General features: G+C 65.4%; 18 protein-coding genes. 3 read left to right on the top strand and 15 right to left on the bottom strand.

Features of this window, described 5'->3' with window-relative positions; genetic code table 11:
• Window positions 1–254: 254 nt before the first annotated feature.
• Window positions 255–1,727, top strand: coding sequence for an MFS transporter (locus tag AC5RWT_RS00825; protein WP_494078730.1), 1,473 nt, complete (start codon window positions 255–257; stop codon window positions 1,725–1,727).
• Between the two features lie 65 nt (window positions 1,728–1,792).
• On the opposite strand, the gene AC5RWT_RS00820 is transcribed toward AC5RWT_RS00825, so the two are convergent.
• Window positions 1,793–2,455 carry a TetR/AcrR family transcriptional regulator gene (locus AC5RWT_RS00820; RefSeq protein WP_494078729.1) on the bottom strand — a complete coding sequence of 221 codons (663 nt, stop codon included), beginning with the start codon at window positions 2,453–2,455 and terminating at the stop codon, window positions 1,793–1,795.
• Window positions 2,456–2,993: 538 nt separating this feature from the next.
• Between AC5RWT_RS00820 and AC5RWT_RS00815 the strand changes: the two genes are divergently transcribed.
• Complete coding sequence (locus AC5RWT_RS00815; RefSeq protein ID WP_494078728.1) at window positions 2,994–3,740, top strand: SDR family NAD(P)-dependent oxidoreductase; 747 nt, start codon at window positions 2,994–2,996, stop codon at window positions 3,738–3,740.
• Window positions 3,741–4,049: 309 nt separating this feature from the next.
• Complete coding sequence (locus tag AC5RWT_RS00810) at window positions 4,050–4,373, top strand: GYD domain-containing protein (protein WP_494078727.1); 324 nt, start codon at window positions 4,050–4,052, stop codon at window positions 4,371–4,373.
• A gap of 15 nt (window positions 4,374–4,388) precedes the next feature.
• Here AC5RWT_RS00810 and AC5RWT_RS00805 read toward each other — a convergent pair whose 3' ends face one another.
• From AC5RWT_RS00805 to AC5RWT_RS00740, 14 genes are all read right to left on the bottom strand, one after another.
• Window positions 4,389–5,177 (bottom strand): glycosyltransferase family 2 protein, encoded by a 789-nt coding sequence (locus AC5RWT_RS00805; RefSeq protein WP_494078726.1) that lies wholly within the window; start codon window positions 5,175–5,177, stop codon window positions 4,389–4,391.
• Complete coding sequence (locus AC5RWT_RS00800) at window positions 5,174–5,827, bottom strand: DUF2238 domain-containing protein (protein ID WP_494078725.1); 654 nt, start codon at window positions 5,825–5,827, stop codon at window positions 5,174–5,176. Before AC5RWT_RS00800 ends, AC5RWT_RS00805 begins: the two co-directional genes overlap by 4 nt.
• Window positions 5,824–6,681 carry a prenyltransferase gene (locus tag AC5RWT_RS00795; protein ID WP_494078724.1) on the bottom strand — a complete coding sequence of 286 codons (858 nt, stop codon included), beginning with the start codon at window positions 6,679–6,681 and terminating at the stop codon, window positions 5,824–5,826. The genes AC5RWT_RS00800 and AC5RWT_RS00795 overlap by 4 nt, the downstream gene beginning before the upstream one ends.
• Entirely contained in the window at window positions 6,678–7,025 is a 348-nt protein-coding gene (locus AC5RWT_RS00790) for a lycopene cyclase domain-containing protein (protein WP_494078723.1), read from the bottom strand. The genes AC5RWT_RS00795 and AC5RWT_RS00790 overlap by 4 nt, the downstream gene beginning before the upstream one ends.
• Window positions 7,022–7,399, bottom strand: coding sequence for a lycopene cyclase domain-containing protein (locus tag AC5RWT_RS00785; RefSeq protein WP_494078722.1), 378 nt, complete (start codon window positions 7,397–7,399; stop codon window positions 7,022–7,024). Before AC5RWT_RS00785 ends, AC5RWT_RS00790 begins: the two co-directional genes overlap by 4 nt.
• Window positions 7,396–9,084 carry a phytoene desaturase family protein gene (gene crtI, locus AC5RWT_RS00780; protein ID WP_494078721.1) on the bottom strand — a complete coding sequence of 563 codons (1,689 nt, stop codon included), beginning with the start codon at window positions 9,082–9,084 and terminating at the stop codon, window positions 7,396–7,398. Before crtI ends, AC5RWT_RS00785 begins: the two co-directional genes overlap by 4 nt.
• Window positions 9,084–9,968, bottom strand: a complete 885-nt coding sequence (locus AC5RWT_RS00775) for a phytoene/squalene synthase family protein (RefSeq protein WP_494078720.1) — start codon at window positions 9,966–9,968, stop codon at window positions 9,084–9,086. Before AC5RWT_RS00775 ends, crtI begins: the two co-directional genes overlap by 1 nt.
• Before the next feature lie 4 nt (window positions 9,969–9,972).
• Window positions 9,973–11,064, bottom strand: coding sequence for a polyprenyl synthetase family protein (locus AC5RWT_RS00770; RefSeq protein ID WP_494078719.1), 1,092 nt, complete (start codon window positions 11,062–11,064; stop codon window positions 9,973–9,975).
• Window positions 11,061–11,537, bottom strand: a complete 477-nt coding sequence (locus tag AC5RWT_RS00765) for a MarR family winged helix-turn-helix transcriptional regulator (protein WP_494078718.1) — start codon at window positions 11,535–11,537, stop codon at window positions 11,061–11,063. The genes AC5RWT_RS00770 and AC5RWT_RS00765 overlap by 4 nt, the downstream gene beginning before the upstream one ends.
• Window positions 11,538–12,042: 505 nt before the next feature.
• Window positions 12,043–12,978, bottom strand: a complete 936-nt coding sequence (locus tag AC5RWT_RS00760; RefSeq protein ID WP_494078717.1) for an HNH endonuclease — start codon at window positions 12,976–12,978, stop codon at window positions 12,043–12,045.
• Between the two features lie 201 nt (window positions 12,979–13,179).
• Window positions 13,180–14,112 (bottom strand): NAD(P)-dependent alcohol dehydrogenase, encoded by a 933-nt coding sequence (locus AC5RWT_RS00755; protein WP_494078716.1) that lies wholly within the window; start codon window positions 14,110–14,112, stop codon window positions 13,180–13,182.
• An 83-nt stretch (window positions 14,113–14,195) separates the two neighbouring features.
• Complete coding sequence (locus tag AC5RWT_RS00750) at window positions 14,196–14,924, bottom strand: DUF2306 domain-containing protein (RefSeq protein ID WP_494078715.1); 729 nt, start codon at window positions 14,922–14,924, stop codon at window positions 14,196–14,198.
• Window positions 14,925–15,213: 289 nt separating this feature from the next.
• On the bottom strand, window positions 15,214–15,834 hold the full coding sequence (locus AC5RWT_RS00745) for a phosphoribosylanthranilate isomerase (protein ID WP_494078714.1): 621 nt from the start codon (window positions 15,832–15,834) through the stop codon (window positions 15,214–15,216).
• Window positions 15,834–16,406 carry a helix-turn-helix domain-containing protein gene (locus AC5RWT_RS00740; protein WP_494078713.1) on the bottom strand — a complete coding sequence of 191 codons (573 nt, stop codon included), beginning with the start codon at window positions 16,404–16,406 and terminating at the stop codon, window positions 15,834–15,836. The genes AC5RWT_RS00745 and AC5RWT_RS00740 overlap by 1 nt, the downstream gene beginning before the upstream one ends.
• Window positions 16,407–16,473: the final 67 nt, after the last annotated feature.

Here is a 16,473-nt window from a genome sequence, read left to right as displayed (position 1 = left end):
GTGATCGAAGCCACCAGTCTTGCATCTCATTAGACAGCTGTCCAGCGAATTTTCGGATAAGGATCCAAAAATTATTCGCCAGTACTATTGCCAGACACCTGTCTATCGGTATGCTGATCTGGCTCCAGCTTTATGAGGCACATCACACCCGAGTGGTGCCTTCCCGTACCTGCGGCGTTTCCGATTGCCCTGAGCATCGCAAGCCGACACCCCCCTTTTAACGGTCCCGAAGGACCTCTCGTCAGAGGAGAAATATGTCTGCTCCACCAACTCCGGCCGCCACCGCCGGGCTGCAGGAAGCCCGGGGAACTCTTCCCTGGAAACGTGCAGGAATGCTGATGGCCATCACGTTCTCAGGCCTCCAGATGCTCAATGAGATCGGTGCCATGATGGCGATTCCGCTCTACCAGTCGATGAGCTTGGAGTTGGGACTGACACCATCCCAGGTCTCCTGGGCGTTGTTGTCCACCTTGTTGATGGGTGCCGCTTCCATTCCGCTGCTCTCCAAAGCCGGAGACGTCTTTGGCCACCGCAAGGTCATGATCATCTGCATCCTGGGGATCTTGGCCGGCTACATCATCTCCGCGTTGGCCGCCACCTTCGCGGTGCTGGTCATCGGACGGGCTCTGACCGGGATCATGGCCGGTCAAGCCTTAGTCATTGGCATCATGAACGACCGGCTCACCAACTTCGACCGGAAGAAGGCCATCGGCATCATCGCCGGTGGACAGGCGATTGGCGTCACCTTTGGATTCGGCTTAGGCGGCCTGATGGTCGTCATGGGTGCAACCTGGCGGACGACGTTCTGGATTGGTGCAGCGTTGACCGTCCTGAGTCTGGTGGGCATGCTGCTTTGGGGCTCAGACTCCGATGCTGTGCTGCGCAACCGGGGAACAAAACAGCGGATCGATGTCACCGGCGTCGTCCTTCTGGGGCTCTCGCTGACCGCTATCTGTGTCGGTGTCAGCCAGAGTTCGGCCTGGGGCTTCACCTCCCTTCCCACGCTGGTCTGGGTGCTTGGCGGCATCGCAGGCCTGGCCTTGGCGCTGATCGCCGAATCCCGGAGCAAGCAGCCGCTCGTCGACATCAGCCTGCTGCTGAGTACGCGGCTACTGCCCGCTTACCTCGTGTTCGTCTCGCTGGGCGTTGCCGGCATCATGATGTTCAACTTCGTCATGGGCTGGGCACAGACGCCGGCAGCACTGGCCGGCTATGGCTTCGGCCTGAATCCGTTGATGGCCGGCTTCCTGTTCATCCCCATGACCGTCGCAGGCATCGTCGTCTCGATCCTCATCCCGCGCCTGCTGCACCGCATGCCGCCGCGGGCACCGCTGGCCGCCGGCGCGTTCCTGCTGATGTTCTCCTTCATCTGGCTGTACTTCATGCACACCCAGATGTGGGCCGTGATCGCCGGCATCCTCTTCTACGGCATCGCGTACACCACCGTGCTGACCATTGCCATCTCGATCATTGCCGCGGAGGCACCCCAAGGCAAGGGGGCTGGTACTGCCTCCATCTACGTTGGAATCGCGCTGTCGGCCTCGTCCATCGGAACCGCAATCTACGCGGCGATCATCGGGCTGGGCACCACCCCTGCCGCACCGCTGCCGCCGGCGGAAAACTACGGTATCGGCTTCCTCACCGCTGCCATCGTCTGCTTGGTTGCTGTAGCGGCCGCATTCGCCCTGTCCAAGAGCGTGCGCCTGACCGAAATCGCCACCCACTAACCTGACGCCAACATGATCGAGCCCGGGATGGCCAGCTGTTCACGCTGCGCAATCCCGGGCTCGTTCTAGGTTCCTCTGCGGACAAAATCCAGCCACTGGGCTGCAAGGACCTCTCTGAGAATGGACATATCGACGGGACGCTCCCGGATCACTGAGAAAAACAAGGTGCGGTCCAAAGCCATTTGCAGCGTCAACAGGTGCAGTCGTGCCTTCTCGTGCTCATGGGCAGCTGGGAACCGGCTAAAGATTCTCGGCATGACCTTATAGCTGTTGCCGAGCACATTGATCCACGTCTCGGTAACCAGCTCATCATTGGCCAGTGCCTGTTCCATCGTATTGAAGTCGCTGGCCCTCGTCCGCCATAACTCCATGGTGCTATCAAGCCAGTCCATAATCATGCTGAGGTCCGGGTTCTCCAAAGTGTCCAACCGGTGATAAGCGGCCAGCACCTCAGCTTCACCCCGCAGCATAAGTTCTGCTACTACTTCTGCCTTGCTCCGGAAATATACGTAGAACGTTGCCCTGCTTGCGCCGGCCGCCTTGGCAATGTTCTCCGTCGTGGTCTCGTTATAGCCGCGGCTGCGGAATTCTTCCTGGGCTGCCTCGATTAACCGCTCCCGTGTCAGCTGCTTTTGTACTTCACGAAGGGACTGGCGCGGCGCCCTCGTTCGGACGCCGTTGCTGTAGGCAGCTTGACCTTCCGGGTCGTGGTTCTGGGCTTCGGTCACACCCCCCAAGCTACCATTCGAAACCTTTCGGTTCCGGCGCCTGAAGGTGCCGAGAATCCCGGATTTACTGCTTGAGCGTGAAGGGAAACTCCGTTGCCGTGATCTACAAACAGAGATGCCTCGGCCCGTATGGGACCGTCTGGCCCTCGACGAAGAGCAGGATCCAGATGCCCAGATCGAAGGCCTTATCCAGATTGACCTTGTTTGCTCTTCGTGAGCGCCTAATAGTCCAGGTTTATCGCGGCGGTCAAGGTTCCGCAGTCGGCAAACGGTGCGTTTGTCAGACTGAGGGTTGCAGCCCCGGGGGCCTCATGGCCGAATCGGTTGTGCGCGTGGATGGCAAGCGGCAGCAGTTCGACGTAGGTCGCAGTCGGCTTTGGCCGGGTAACGACTCACACTCCGCCATATTTGTTGACGTATCAACCAAACGAGGGTACGGTAAATGCATACGCATGAAGTTGCGGCGTAGAGCAGTTGCATACCGCAACTGCTGATGCAGCGCATAATCGCTGCGCAACCATATGAGGAGGACCAAGCCATGGGAAAACTCGAAGGCAAAGTTGCTATTATCACCGGCGCGGCTCAGGGCATGGGTGAATCCCACGCGAGGCGTTTCATTGCCGAGGGCGCTAAGGTGGCGTTCACCGACCTCAATGAGGAGCGCGGGCGTCAGATCGCGGAGGAACTGGGCGAAAAGGCGCTCTTCCTGCGCCATGATGTCACCTCGCTGGCCGATTGGCAGAAAGTCGTGAAGGAAACCGAACAGGCCTTCGGCGCCGTCAACATCCTGGTCAACAACGCAGGTATCCTCGGCCCCATTTCCGCCACCGTGGACCTCAGCGAAGATGACTACCTCAAGGTGATCGCAGTAAACCAGAATTCGCAGTTCTACGGCATGAAGACCGTCATTCCGCTGATGCAGAAGGCCGGAGGCGGGGCCATCGTCAACATCTCCTCGACTGCCGGAATGGTCTCCGTCGTCGGCGCGCCAAACCTTGCCTATGTAGGAAGCAAGTTCGCCTCACGCGGCATGACCAAACATGTGGCCCAACAGTACGGCCCCGACAACATTAGGGTGAACTCCGTGCACCCCGGCTACATCAAGACTCCGATGATGGAGGCCGCGACCGATGAGACCGGCGGCGGCATTGCGGACCAGGTTCCGCTGCGTCGCATGGCGGACCCGAGCGAGGTATCCAACCTCGTCCTCTTCCTGGCCTCTGAAGACTCGTCTTACATCAGCGGCATGGAGCACGTTATCGACGGCGGCCTTACCGCCTCCTGATTCACCGGAAGCAGCTGCCGCAGGCCGTGCCTTATCGGTGTACCGGACAGGCACGGCCTGCGGCTCTGTGCATGACCGGGAGCTATTCGGAAGGCTCCCGGGACGTTTGGCAGAGCAACCCGGAACTGCGGCGGCAGCCCAACCCATGCATCTGGCCACCGCGTCGACGCGGCCGTTGCCAGGGTCTTTGGTTCAGGCCTATACTCGCGCCCACAGCCCAATCGGGGAAACCTCCGGGACCTTTGCCCATGGGGCGTCCCGCCCGTCCGGACGGGACCGTGTTCTGGACTAGCAGAACAGGAAGATGCCATGACCAAGTACTTGTTCCAGGGAAAGTATGTGGGCGAGGGAATCAAAGGCCTGATGCAGGAGGGCGGTTCCAAGCGACGCGAGGCCGTGATTCAGGGCTTGGAATCGGTGGGAGGCTCGCTGGAATGCATTTACTACGCCTTCGGGGAGACCGACGTGGTTGGTGTCTTCGACATACCGGACGAGGCTAGCGCCGCCGCGCTGTCCTTGATGATCAATTCAAGCGGGGCGGTGGATTTGCGCCTGACACCGCTGATGACGCCCGAGGTGCTGGACGCGGCGGCAGGCAAGACACCGTCCTACCGTGCGCCCGGACAGCAATAGAGCGGTTTACGAAACCTAAGTCCGCCGAAAAGCGGGCCGCCTACCGGTGACCCGTTCCAGCCACCGCTGCCCGGCGGACTGCACCGCCCAGTTCAGCCTCAGCGTGGCGAAGGCCCAGCGGAAGCGCCGGACAAAGGCCCCGGGTCCGGTGAAGATGCGGCCCGCCGCGCCCACGCGCAACCGCCGATCAAACCGAATGTTCGCCCACGGGGCCAGCTGGAAGCTCAGGTCCAGGTCGTCGTGAATCCCGGCCTGGTGGCGGTGGATCCCCGCGGCACAGCGCTGCCAAGCGGTGCGGCGCATGGCGAAGTTGGACCCCCACACCGGAATGCCGGCCAGCGCTGCACCGGCGCCGAAGCGGTAGCCGGAGGAATATGCGGCAGACGCCAGCCAAGCCACCGGTCGGGGCAGGTCGTAGAACCGGCCCGGACCGGTCAGCGCATCCAGACCGGGGTCGGCGAAGGGGGCGCCGATCCGGGCCAGCCAGTCCTCCGGCGGACGGGTATCGGCGTCGCAGCGGACAATCACCTCGCAAGCGGCCGCATCGTAGCCCGCTGCCGCTGCGGCCGGGATCCCGCGACGCGGTTCGGTGACCACGCGCGCGCCGGCGTCTTGGGCCACCTGGGCCGAGCCGTCCGAGCAGCCGTTGTCCACCACAATCACCTCATCGGCGGGACGTGTCTGCCGTGCCAGCAGCGCCAGGCACTCGGCGAGCGCGGCGGCGTCGTCCAGCACCGGAATCACCACGGACAGGGAGGGGCCGCTCTGTGGCCGGGTCGCGTCAGCTCGCGGCACCGCGTTCATCGCCTATCGCCGTGACCACTAACCAGACCGACGGCCACCGCTGCACCACGACGGCGGCCGCTGTGGCTGCGCCCGCCGCGGCTTGGCCGGTTCTCGTGGCTGTGCCGCTTGCGCCGGGAACTCACGGCGACGGCGGCGCCGAGCACCGCCCCGATGAAGTTGGCGGCCAGGTCGCCGATGGTGTCGTCATAGCCCACGCCGATCTCCGGGGTGATGTACGTGTGGCCCAGCCACTCCCCCAGTTCCCACACCACACCCAGCGTCACCGTCACGCAGACCAGCACCAGCGCCGGCAGCAGTAGGGGCACCAACAGTTCCGCCCGCAGCAGTTCCGCCACCAGCAGCGCCACCATCAGGCTGGCCAGGGCGTGCATCACGGCATCCAGCCAGGACACCCGATGGTAGAGGCCCACCGCGCTGAACCACCCGGCCGCCAGCAGCACCAGTTGTCCTACCGCATCGACCGGCCGGCCCAGCAGGTACCAGCGCAGCAGCCACTGCCCGCCGCAGACCAGCAACATGGCGGCGGCCGCCGGCCAGCCCGCCACCAGCCAGGACGCCGGGACCAGCACCGCACCGAGCAGCCGGCCGGCGTCGGCCGGATACCACCGGTCCTGCGCCGGACCGGGCCGTTTGCCCGGCGTGCTCACCGGATCCCCGCGTACCAGATCAGCAGCATGGTGACCAGGAATCCCACCACGTAGTTCAGCCAGAGGAAGCGCTTCCAGCCAGCGTTCGCGGCGGCCGATCCGGCGTCGTCAATCCGGCCGAAGCGCAGCACGTTGAGCAGATAGGGCAGCACCAGCAGGGCCGCCAGCGGACCCGGCCAGTCGGTGGCCAGCATCAGCAGCCCCGCCGCGGCGTAGCCGGCGGCGGACGCCAGCACCGTGCGGCGGGCGCCCAGCACCGTGCCGATCGATCCCAGCCCGGCCTCGCGGTCCGGGACCACGTCCTGCACGGCGCCGAACGCGTGGCTGGCCATGCCCCAGAGGAAGTAGGCGGCCAGCAGCGCCCACAGCTCCGGCGTGAACTGGGCGCCGGCCAGCACCAGCCCGTAGACCGCGGGCGAGACAAAGTGCGTGCTGGAGGTCAGCGAGTCCAGGAACGGCCGCTCCTTGAAGCGCAGCCCCGGCGCGCTGTAGGCGTACACCGCGGCCAGCGAGACCAGCAGCACCAGATTGGAGGCCACGCTGCCGGCCACGGCCAGCACCACCACGAACGGCACGGTGGCGATGGCGCAGGCCTGCAGGATGCCGCGGTGTCGGGCCCGGTCCACCACGGCGCCCTCGGCCCCGCCCTTGCGCGGGTTGAGCAGGTCGGATTCGTAGTCGAACACGTCGTTGATGCCGTACATCGCCAGGTTGTACGGGATCAGGAAGAAGATGGTGCCCACCACCAGCAGCCAATCGATCCGGCCGGCGGCCAGCAGGTAGGCGGCGGCGAACGGGTAGGCGGTGTTGACCCAGGACACCGGCCGGGACGTGATCACCAACTCGCGGATCATCGGCTACCCCCTCCCCTGCCTGGTTTGTCAGAACGACGACGGCGGGGCCCGCCGGTGATCAGCAGCCAGACCGAGGGCAACAGCAGTGCGGCCCCCAGCGGGTACGCGAAGTCCTCGACCGGGGCCAGCCCGATCCGCAGCCCGGCCAACGCGTGGCCGCCGTAGTCGAACAGGCCGGAGGCAATCATCACGTTGTCGAACACCGCGGTCAGCACCCACAGCGCGGCGATGGTCAGGCCGGCGGCCGCGGCGGCTCCGCGGGGCACCCGCCGGGACAGCAGGGCGGCTGCCACGACGGCGACCGCCAGGCCCAGGAAGATCCAGTTCAGCTCCAGGAAGTTCATGCCGCGCCCCCTGCCCGCGGGCCGCCGTCGTACTCCACCAGTTGCTTGTCGGCGCGGCGGGCCGTGCGCCGGTGCCGGCCCCAGGCCAGCAGGCCGGTGAACAGGATCATGGTCTGGTAGCACAGGAAGGCCAGGAAGAAGGCTTCCTCCAGCGGCAGCTGCGGGCCGAGCATGAGGCCGGTCATCAGCGGCGACTCCCGGTGCAGGAAGATTCCCAGCGAGATCGCCCAAACGTCCCAGGCCAGGAAGTAGACCAGTCCGGCGGCCATCGTGACGGCTGCCGCCAGCGGCCGGGCGAAGAAGAACAGCTTGTAGCGGGCGTCCAACAGGGCCATGCAGCCCAGCAGCGCCACCAGCACCGCGAGGTAGATCATGCGCTGCTCCCCGCGGTGTCGGCGGACGGCAGCGTGGCAGGCGCCGAGTCGCCGGGCTCCGGCAGGGCTCCCGGCGTCTTGATCCCCTGCACCGCCTTGAGCACCAGTTCGGCGCTGATCAGGCACATCGGCACGCCGATGCCCGGCCGCACCGAGCTGCCCGCGTAGTGCAGCCCTTCCACCTTGCCGCTCCGGTTGCCCGGCCGCAGGAACGCGCTCTGCCGCAGCGTGTGCGCGGCCCCCAGCGCGCTGCCGCGCCAGGCGTTGAAGCCGTCCACGAAGTCACCGGGCCCGTAGGTACGGCGGACCGCAATCCGGCCGCGCAGGTCGGAGACACCGGCCCAGGCAGCCAGCTGATCGATGGCCGCGTCCGCCACCGACTCCACGATGGCCGAGCCTTCGCCGTCGTCGCCGCCGGACCCCCACTGCGGCGCCGCCGGGGTGGGCACCAGGATGAAGAGGTTTTCGTCCCCCGCCGGTGCCACGCCGTCGTCGGTAGCACTGGGCTTGCACACATAAATAGAGGTTTCAGGCGCCAGTGCGCGGCCGGCCTGAATCCGGCCGAAGTTGTCCTTCCAGTCCCGGGTGAACAGCAGGTTGTGGTGGGCCAGCTCCGGCAGCTTGCCGCGCACGCCCAGGCAGACCAGCACCGCGCTGGGCCCCGGGTCGCGGCGCCGCCACACCGGTTCCGGGTGGCTGCGCAGGTGGGCCGGCAGCAGTTCGGTCTCCACATGGTGCAGGTCGGCGGCGGCGACGACGGTGCGCGCCGGCGTGCGCTGCTGGGCGCCGGCGGCGTCGGTCCACACCACCGCCTCGCAGCGGGCCGCCTCTCCCGACGGCCCGGTGATGATCTGGCGGACGGTGGCCCGGGTTTCGATCTGGACGCCGGCCTCGCGGGCCAGCCGCTCCATCGCATCGACCAGCGCGGCGAACCCGCCCTTCGGGTAGTACACGCCGTCGTCCAGGTCCAGGTGGCTCATCAGGTGGTACATCGCCGGGGCGCGGAACGGGCTGGTGCCCAGGAACACCGCGGGATAGCCCAGCACCTGCTGCTGCCGCGGCTCGGCGAACCGCTCGCGGACGTAGCGGTCCAGGCTCCAGCCCAGCAGCTTGGCCAGCCGCGGCGCCCGGCGCAGCACCTGCGGGTGGGCCAGGCCCCGGAAGCTGGCGAAGTCGTCGTACAGGAAGTGGTCCTTCGCCAGCCGGTAGGTTTCCGCGGCCTCGTCAAGGTAGCGGCGCAGCGGCGGCCCGGAGCCCGGCTGCAGTTGCTCGAAAAGCCCGACGGCGTGCTCGCGGCCGGAGCGGACCTCCGCGGGCTCCGGATGCCCTTCGAACCAGGCCCGGTAGGCCGGGTCCAACCTGACCAGGTCCAGCTGCTCGGCCGCGCTGGTGCCCATCAACCGGAACCAGTGGTCGATCACCTCCGGCATCAAGTACCAGGACGGGCCGGTGTCGAAGCGGAAGCCGTCGCGCTCGTACCGCCCGGCCCGGCCGCCCAGGCCGGAGCGCTGCTCCAGCAAGGTCACCCGGTGCCCGGCCTTGGCCAGCAGCCCGGCCGTCGCCAGCCCGGAGATGCCGCCGCCGATCACCACCACGGGCTTCTCGGCGGTCCAGCGCGGCGGCGCGGCCGGCCCCATCTTCACCCGGCGCGCGGCCAGCCGATGTTTGAACGAGGTCAGGCTCATCAGGCAGCGCTCCGCCCACGCAGCCGCTGCCGGGCCAGAACCCGCAACGCGATCGCCGCCTTCTGCGGTGTGCCCACCCGGACCCGGCGGGACAGCAGCTCGTCCGCCGGCACCCGCTCCAGCCGGTTCACCAGCGCACTGAATATGGCGTGGGCCAGCTCCACGGCGCTGCAGGCGCCGGGCGGGAGCAGCGGAATGCCTTGCCGGGCCGCTGCCAGATCGTCGCGGATCTCGGCCACCAGCTTCAGTTTCAGCGCCTCGTCGAGGCTGCCGGCATCCGCCCGCGGGAAGTAGCAGCGGCCCAGCTCCACGTTGTCCGCCGCCAGGTCGCGCAGGAAGTTCACCTTCTGGAACGCCGCCCCCAGCCGGCGGGCGGCCGCGGCGAGCTCTTCGTCGCGGCCGGGAACCGCCCCGGGCATCGACTGGAACACCCGCAGACACATCAGTCCCACCACCTCGGCGGAGCCGTAGATGTACTCCTCCAGCGAATCGTCGGTATGTTCGGCCACCGTGATGTCGGCGCGCATGGAGGCGAAGAACGGACGGGTCAAATCGGTACCGATGCCGTTCCGGCGGGCGGTTCCCGCGAACGCGTGCACCACCATGTTGGTGCTGTAGCCGGAGAGCATCGCGGTCTCGGTTTCCCGCTCGAGCCGGTCCAGCTGGTCCCGCACGGCCGCGGCATCCAGGCCGGCCGCGGCGGCGGCGCCGTCCACTGCCTCGTCGGCCACGCGCACCAAGGCGTAGATGTTGGCAATATCCCGGCGCACCTCCGGGCCTAGCAGCCTGCATGCTAGGCCGAAGGACGTGGAATAGGCGGAAAGAACGACGCCGGCGCTGCGGCCGGCAGCGTCGGTATAGCGCAGCAGCGGGTTCAGTTCCATGGCCCTAGTTCCCCCTGGTCAGCACGTGCATGCAGACCCCTTCGAGGTCGGCCCGGGCTGCGGAGTGCAGCGGCAGCCTCCGGGATTCCTGCAGCGCTTCGTCCACCAGGCTGCGGGCGAGATCCTGCGCCCGGGTGTCGGCGCCGCAGTCCTTGAGCGCGTTCCGCACCTGGTCGGCTTCCGCTTCTCCCCGGCGGAAAGCCGCCAGCAGGTCATCGAACCCGTCGGCCTCTGCGGCAAAGGCGGTCAGCACGGTGCGCTTGCCTTCGCGGAGATCAGACTCCGCGGACTTGCCCGTGGTGTCCGGTTCGCCGAAGGTTCCGAGAACGTCGTCCACGATTTGATAGGCGACGCCGACGCGGCGGCCGATCGCTGCCAGTGCGGCGGCCTTGTCCAGCCCGGCGCCGGCGAGCAGCGCGCCCGCCTTCAGCGGGGCCTCGAAGGAGTAGCCGGCGGTCTTCAGGCTCTCCATGTCCAGTACGTCCTGCAAGTCAGGCCGGTCCATTGAAGCTGAGAACAGCACATCCTCCAGCTCGCCGGCGGCGGACGCGAACACGGCGTCGTGCACGGTGTCGGTCAATTCTTCGGCCTGCGGCAGGCCGGCTGCCGCGCGGCCGGCCAGCCGCAGCGCCCCGGCGAGCAGCAGGTCGCCGGCGATGATCGACGCCGAGTGGCCGAAGTGCTCGGCGTCCGGCGTGGACAGCCCCTGGTCCGCGGCGTGGTCCCGGTAGTGGGCGCCGATGGTGGGCTGCCCGCGGCGGACGAAGTCGCGGTCGATCGCGTCGTCGTGCACCACTAACGCGGTGTGCAGCAGCTCGAACGCGGCAGCCATCGTCGCGCAGCGCTCGAGTTCCCCACCGTCGAAGGCGGTGTAGGCCAGGTGCACCATCCTGGGGCGCAGCCGCTTTCCGCCGACCAGGGCCGACCCGATGTGGTCCCACATCGGCGGGAAGGACCGCGAGATCCTGCCGGCCTGGGCACGGTTCCTGTCCACGAAGTCCCGCAGCTCCGCTTCGACCAGTGAGCTGAACCGTGTCCAACTGCCATTGTTTATCGACGGCGGGGCGGGCTTCCACCTGGTGGCGTTGACGGTCATGGCGGACCCTTCCCGGTGAGTTGGGGGACGCCGTGCTGCTCCCCCTCCAGCTCTGCGATGCGTTGCTCCATAGCCTGCACCACGCCGGCCAAATACGTCACCACCGCTTCCTGCTGCGCAGGCTCCATGTCCCGGACTAGCTGATCGGTCTGCCGGATCATCGGCATCAGCTTCGACATCACCCGCCCGGCCGCATGGGGCTCCGGCTCAATCAGCATGCTCCGCCGGTCTAACGGATGCGGCGCCCGCCTGGCATGGTCGGCCCTCACCAAGCGGTCCACCACGGTGGTTACTGCGGCCGTGGTGATATGCAGGGCGTCCGCCAACTGCGACGGCGTCATCGGCCCCTTGGTCATCAGGTGCTGCATGGCCTGGAAGTCCGTCTCGTTGGTCCCCATGGCGCGGCGCATCTGGTACTCCACCACGTCGTTGAGCACCAGCACCTTCCGCATCAACACGGACGCGTCATGCATCTCCTGCCGTCTCGGCTCTTCACCCTTGCGCAAATCCCAACCCAACTGATCATCAGAAAGTTTAGCTACATGATGGTCTAATGAAGTTGCTTTGTCGAGGCCTCACTGAGATCCGGGGCCGTAGCCCTAAATCTGTTGAGCCGCCGGTTGGGAGCGTTCCGCACTTTCGGACGCTGCATCCGCACAAGTGGCGCGGTGCGGGCATTAGCGACAACGCTTCGCGGCACCCCAGCCGCGTTGTCATCGCGAAAGATGTGGGCTCCGTGGTCAGTACGGAGTTGCTGCATTTCTCTGGCCTGCTGGTAACTGGTTCATGGCTTAAGGCTCGACGCGCGCCGCCTCTGCAGCCATGCGCTCCGGCAGACGGCGCGACAGACGCCGAAGTACACTCCTCAGACACCTCCGGGACGCTGACGGCAACACTCACCGAAGCGGCCCAACCGAAGGAGTTCGTCGCCTATTGTGGCCTAGCGTCACAAACCTGTGGGCGGCAACGCGCATGCGCTTATGCTGCCAAGAACCTGTCAAAGGATATCTCCAGCAAGTCACGCCGTGGACGTTCCGCAAGCCGGTCTGGCACTTTCATGAGCTTTTGCCCATGCCGCTCCTTCAGCCCATGTTGAAGCATGGGGCCATCAATTTCCGACAGCAGATCCGGGCGAATATGAACAATTAGGTCCGGGCTAATCCCCAAAATATGAGCGTCAAAAGCGGCATGGTGAATCTTACAAAGAGCGACGCCGTTGACTACTGAGGCCACTCCGCGTTCGTCGGAGTCAGGCACAATATGTGCTGCATCCAGTAGAACGCTGTGCCCGAGATTGCACACCGCACAACGAGTTTCATAGGCATGCAAGACGGTCGACCGGAACACTGGTTGGTGCAGGCGCCGCTTCGTCTCTACGCGTACGTATCGACGGATGGCTTCTTCCATGACGCTTTCCTGATTGACGACTGCTTTCTCGACATTGGGAGCAATCGCGAACTGATGCAACTCAGGTTCTTCCCACAGGACATATATGGGATAGACGACCTGGAAAACAGCAGGGCCTAAACCGACTCCTACGAACCATAGAAGCGGCAACCTGTTCTCCATAGCCACTCGAAGCGACCGGTTATCCCAAGAGTCGAAGTCAGTACCCTGCCACTTATACCTCAGAACGCCATCTTCCCCCATGGCGTCCTCGTAAGGGCGCTGCTGACCAGGTCGACGATAGACCGTCTGAATTGAAAGGGCAGCTTGGAAGGCTTTAGGCTTGTGGATTCCGTTTTGCGTTGGCTGAAGCCGGAATTTTTCCCCATCGAGTCTAAAATCCAGAATTTCTTCGCGAGTCAACCATTCAGCGCCGTCATTAGTTCTCGCAGCTAACCATTGCATCGCTTCATGGCGAACGCGCCACTCAATGCCCCGACCATCTGGGTGCCCTATTTCTTCACGCATGGCTGCTCCAGGTTCCTGCCGATACCGAAACAGCTTCCACCATGCCCAAGCTCATGTGACACCTTTTCACCGACAGCACTCATTGGGCCAGGATTTCACAGCTTGAACGAGAAACAGGGCATTTCACGTTCCCAACAACCACTGCCCATCGGACGTCGCGCCTTGCCGGTTCTACCGTTGATGGATTAACACCGAAAAAGGTCAGTTACGCGCGGCGGCCTGACCTTTGAAGTCTGGTTTGTCTGTCAGGTCGGGGGCGATGCGCAGGACGACGTTGCCGACCTTGCGACCGGTCTCGGCGAAGCGGTGACCTTCGACGATGTTGTCGAGGTCGTAGGTTCTGTCGATGACTGCGCGGTATTGGCCGGATTCTGCGAGGTGGACGAGGTGTTTGAGGTCGTCGCCGGAGTACTTACTGCTGACGATGACCTGCATGCCGCTTTTCCGGGTGCGGCTGGGTGCCCGGAGTATTGCCTTGAGGTCGCCGATCACGAGCAACAGGGAGCCGCCGGGATTGAGCGAGGCCTCGACTCGTTCGAAGGGAGCATTACCTACGCAGTCCATGATGACGTCGTAGGTTTTGCCCTCCGTGCTGAAGTCGGTCTGGGCGTAGTCGATCACCCTGTCGGCGCCGAGTGAGGCGACGAGCTTGGCGTTGGCTGCGCTGTTGACACCGGTGACGTGCGCCCCGAGTTGTTTCGCAAGCTGTACCGCAGCCGTTCCGACAGCGCCCGAAGCGCCGTTGATGAGGACGGTGTCCCCCGGCTTGAGGTCGGCGCGGTTCAGGTAGCCGCGGGCGGTGAGCCCGCCAAAAACAAGGGTCACGGCTTCCTCGAAGCCCATATTGCGGGGTTTGACGGTGATGGCGGCGTCCTCGCGCAGGCAGACATATTCGGCGTGGCCCCCGAACTTGGACCCGAGCATTCCGATGACCATATCACCAGGGTGAAATTTGGTAACCTCCGGTCCCACGGCCGCCACCACGCCCGCAAAGTCCATGCCAAGAACCTGATTTCGCGGCCGGAACAGACCCAGGCCTTTCGCGGCCAGCAACCCGAGACCTTTGGGAACGATGCGGCTCCGGGAACGGTAGTCGGCGGCGCTCACCGTGCTCGCGTGGACTTTGACCAGCACGTCACGAGGCCCGGGCGAGGGCCTCGGCACGTCGCTCACACTGACCACCCCCGGCGCCCCAAACTTCCGGTACACCGCGGCCCTCATCGGGAAGCTCCTGCCGCGAGTGCCGTGGACTTGCCGGACACACGCCGCGTAGGTGCGGACCGGTGGGCGCGGCGGCGAATGAAGTACTCGGCGACTGCGAGGTTGAGCAGCCAGGCCGCTCCGAGGAGGACCGCCCTGCTCAGTTCATTGGTCGGTCCGACCAGCAGGATCCAGGGGATGCTCACCAATGCCTGAGTTCCGGCAGCGATGCCGATGGCATAGCCGCGGGCCATCCAGGCGCCGTGGCCCACGAAGTCCCGGCGCCGAAGCGCGAAGACCCCCAGAACAATGCTCGCCGCCATTCCCGTGCCGAAGACCAGCCGAAGGACCAGCAGGATCACGCCGTCGTCGGGTGGCAGATCGTAGAAGACGGCCATCCAAAGGCCGGACAGGGCCGAGAGCAGTCCGGCGGGAATGAGAATCATGCCCGCGATGCGGTGCCAGTTGCGCCTGCCGCGCTGACCTCGCCGCAGCGAGGGAACAAACTGGAAGGCGCCGAGCAGGCTGTACACGATGACGGCGGGGATGTGGATCAGCACCGGGACCGGCGAATCGAAGAAGCGCTCGTTGGCGGGCGTTACCGCGGCACCGCTGGCCAGTTCGGCCAGTCGCAGCGACCCGAAGATCACCGGGATGATGCTGATGAAAATCAGAGCAGCCGGCACGAGCCAGCCGATGCGGGAGCGTTTGACGTGCGTGGCAGCGCTTGGGGTGTCTGTGATCATGGCCAGATCCTCGAGTCATAGGGTGTACGGCGTATACCTCGTAATCGATACGGTAGGTGTACGACGTACACTTGTCAACAAGAATTTTTTTGAACCCGACAGCGCTTGGGATGCGGACCAACGAGACGCCCGTCGTCTTGGACTATATGAACGCGCCGGGGAGCCGCATGTGGGGGCTTCACCCAGGAGGTGTTCGGCGCCTCGCAAAGGGCCCGGTGGGCGTGCCGCCGGCGATTCTGCAGATGATCGGATGGACCTCGGCCCGGCGCTGACGCGGCGGGCCGCAAGTTCACTGCATTTTGGCGGCGTGGATGAAATCGCGGATCAGGCCGATGTCCTTGACGCCGCGGCTGGATTCAACGCCGCTGGAGACATCAACGCCGTTCGGTCGGAGAGCGGTAATTAGCGTGCCGACGTTGGACGGCGTCAGCCCTCCGGCCAGCAGCCAGAATCCGCGCGGCGGCTGAGCCCGGATGGCGCACGCGTCGAAGGTGACCCCGGCACCGGGCTCAACTGCGTCGAGCAGGATCCGCCCGGTCTCCCAGCCCGCTTTCTCATCGGCCGGGAGCGCGCTGTAGGCTTCGGCGGAGAAGGCGCGGAGGGTGCGGAATCCGGCGTCCTCCAGCAGCCGAAGGTCACTGAGCGGTTCGTCGCCGTGCAACTGGACGGTGCTCACCGCGGCGGCGTGGGCGGTCTCGATCACCTCGTCGATGGGCTGATTGCGGAACACGCCGACCGTTTCAACGCCCGCCGGCACGTCATCGCCGAGCGAACGCGCCAGTTGGGCACTGACGGTGCGCGGGCCGCCCGGGGCGAAGACAAATCCGATGGCGTCCGCGCCGGCATCGACAGCGGCCGCGACCGCTTCGGGGGTCCGCAATCCGCAGATCTTGACGTAGGTTTCAGCCATTATTCCTGCCCATCCGTGCCGTGCGTATAGGTGTGCATTTGCTCGCCGTCCGGGCCGAAAATGCTGAGGATTTCGACGCGTTTGCCGTCCGCGGATCCCATGCTGTGCGGCACGCGTGTGTCGAATTCGGCGGCCTCGCCGGGCTCCAGCACCAGATCCTTCTCCCCCAGTTTCAGCCGCAACCGACCGGAGAGCACGTAGAGCCAGTCGTAGCCGTCGTGGACACGCTGCGGCGGCATGGTCTTGCGCGCGGGGTAGGTCATATTGAACGTGCGGGTCGGCGAGCTGGGCGGGGACAGGCGGACAATCTGCACGCCGTTGTGCATGGTCCGCGTGGGTTTGATTCGCGGATCCGGCACTTCGACCGGAATCAGGTCATCAATGGTGATCCGCAGCTCGCGGGTGAGCGGCAGCAGGATTTCCAGGCTGGCCTGCCGCTTCCCGCTTTCCAGCCGTGAGAGCGTGGACACGGACATCCCGGTTCGGGTTGCCAAGTCCTCTAGCGTGCGGTCCTGCTTGATCCGGGCAGCACGCAGCCGGGGACCTATCTGTTCCAGCACCGAGTCCTTCATGGCCCTCCTCCGGACTTGCTGTTTCTGCAAAGATTGTTGCAATACTAGCAGCCACCCAGACACCCTT

The sequence above is a fragment of the Arthrobacter sp. Dra40 genome (assembly GCF_059091905.1).
Note: the sequence above shows the minus strand (reverse complement) of the source record. Positions and strands in the feature narration are given on the sequence as shown.

Excerpts from the sequence above, each read along its gene's own strand:
- AC5RWT_RS00765 (WP_494078718.1), bottom strand. The coding sequence starts at position 11,537 with ATGCATGACGCGTCCGTGTTGATGCGGAAGGTGCTGGTGCTCAACGAC.
- AC5RWT_RS00790 (WP_494078723.1), bottom strand. The coding sequence starts at position 7,025 with ATGAACTTCCTGGAGCTGAACTGGATCTTCCTGGGCCTGGCGGTCGCC.
- AC5RWT_RS00815 (WP_494078728.1), top strand. The coding sequence starts at position 2,994 with ATGGGAAAACTCGAAGGCAAAGTTGCTATTATCACCGGCGCGGCTCAG.
- AC5RWT_RS00745 (WP_494078714.1), bottom strand. The coding sequence starts at position 15,834 with ATGGCTGAAACCTACGTCAAGATCTGCGGATTGCGGACCCCCGAAGCG.
- AC5RWT_RS00760 (WP_494078717.1), bottom strand. The coding sequence starts at position 12,978 with ATGCGTGAAGAAATAGGGCACCCAGATGGTCGGGGCATTGAGTGGCGC.
- AC5RWT_RS00785 (WP_494078722.1), bottom strand. The coding sequence starts at position 7,399 with ATGATCTACCTCGCGGTGCTGGTGGCGCTGCTGGGCTGCATGGCCCTG.
- AC5RWT_RS00805 (WP_494078726.1), bottom strand. The coding sequence starts at position 5,177 with ATGAACGCGGTGCCGCGAGCTGACGCGACCCGGCCACAGAGCGGCCCC.
- crtI (WP_494078721.1), bottom strand. The coding sequence starts at position 9,084 with ATGAGCCTGACCTCGTTCAAACATCGGCTGGCCGCGCGCCGGGTGAAG.
- AC5RWT_RS00825 (WP_494078730.1), top strand. The coding sequence starts at position 255 with ATGTCTGCTCCACCAACTCCGGCCGCCACCGCCGGGCTGCAGGAAGCC.
- AC5RWT_RS00750 (WP_494078715.1), bottom strand. The coding sequence starts at position 14,924 with ATGATCACAGACACCCCAAGCGCTGCCACGCACGTCAAACGCTCCCGC.
- AC5RWT_RS00775 (WP_494078720.1), bottom strand. The coding sequence starts at position 9,968 with ATGGAACTGAACCCGCTGCTGCGCTATACCGACGCTGCCGGCCGCAGC.
- AC5RWT_RS00795 (WP_494078724.1), bottom strand. The coding sequence starts at position 6,681 with ATGATCCGCGAGTTGGTGATCACGTCCCGGCCGGTGTCCTGGGTCAAC.
- AC5RWT_RS00810 (WP_494078727.1), top strand. The coding sequence starts at position 4,050 with ATGACCAAGTACTTGTTCCAGGGAAAGTATGTGGGCGAGGGAATCAAA.
- AC5RWT_RS00770 (WP_494078719.1), bottom strand. The coding sequence starts at position 11,064 with ATGACCGTCAACGCCACCAGGTGGAAGCCCGCCCCGCCGTCGATAAAC.
- AC5RWT_RS00740 (WP_494078713.1), bottom strand. The coding sequence starts at position 16,406 with ATGAAGGACTCGGTGCTGGAACAGATAGGTCCCCGGCTGCGTGCTGCC.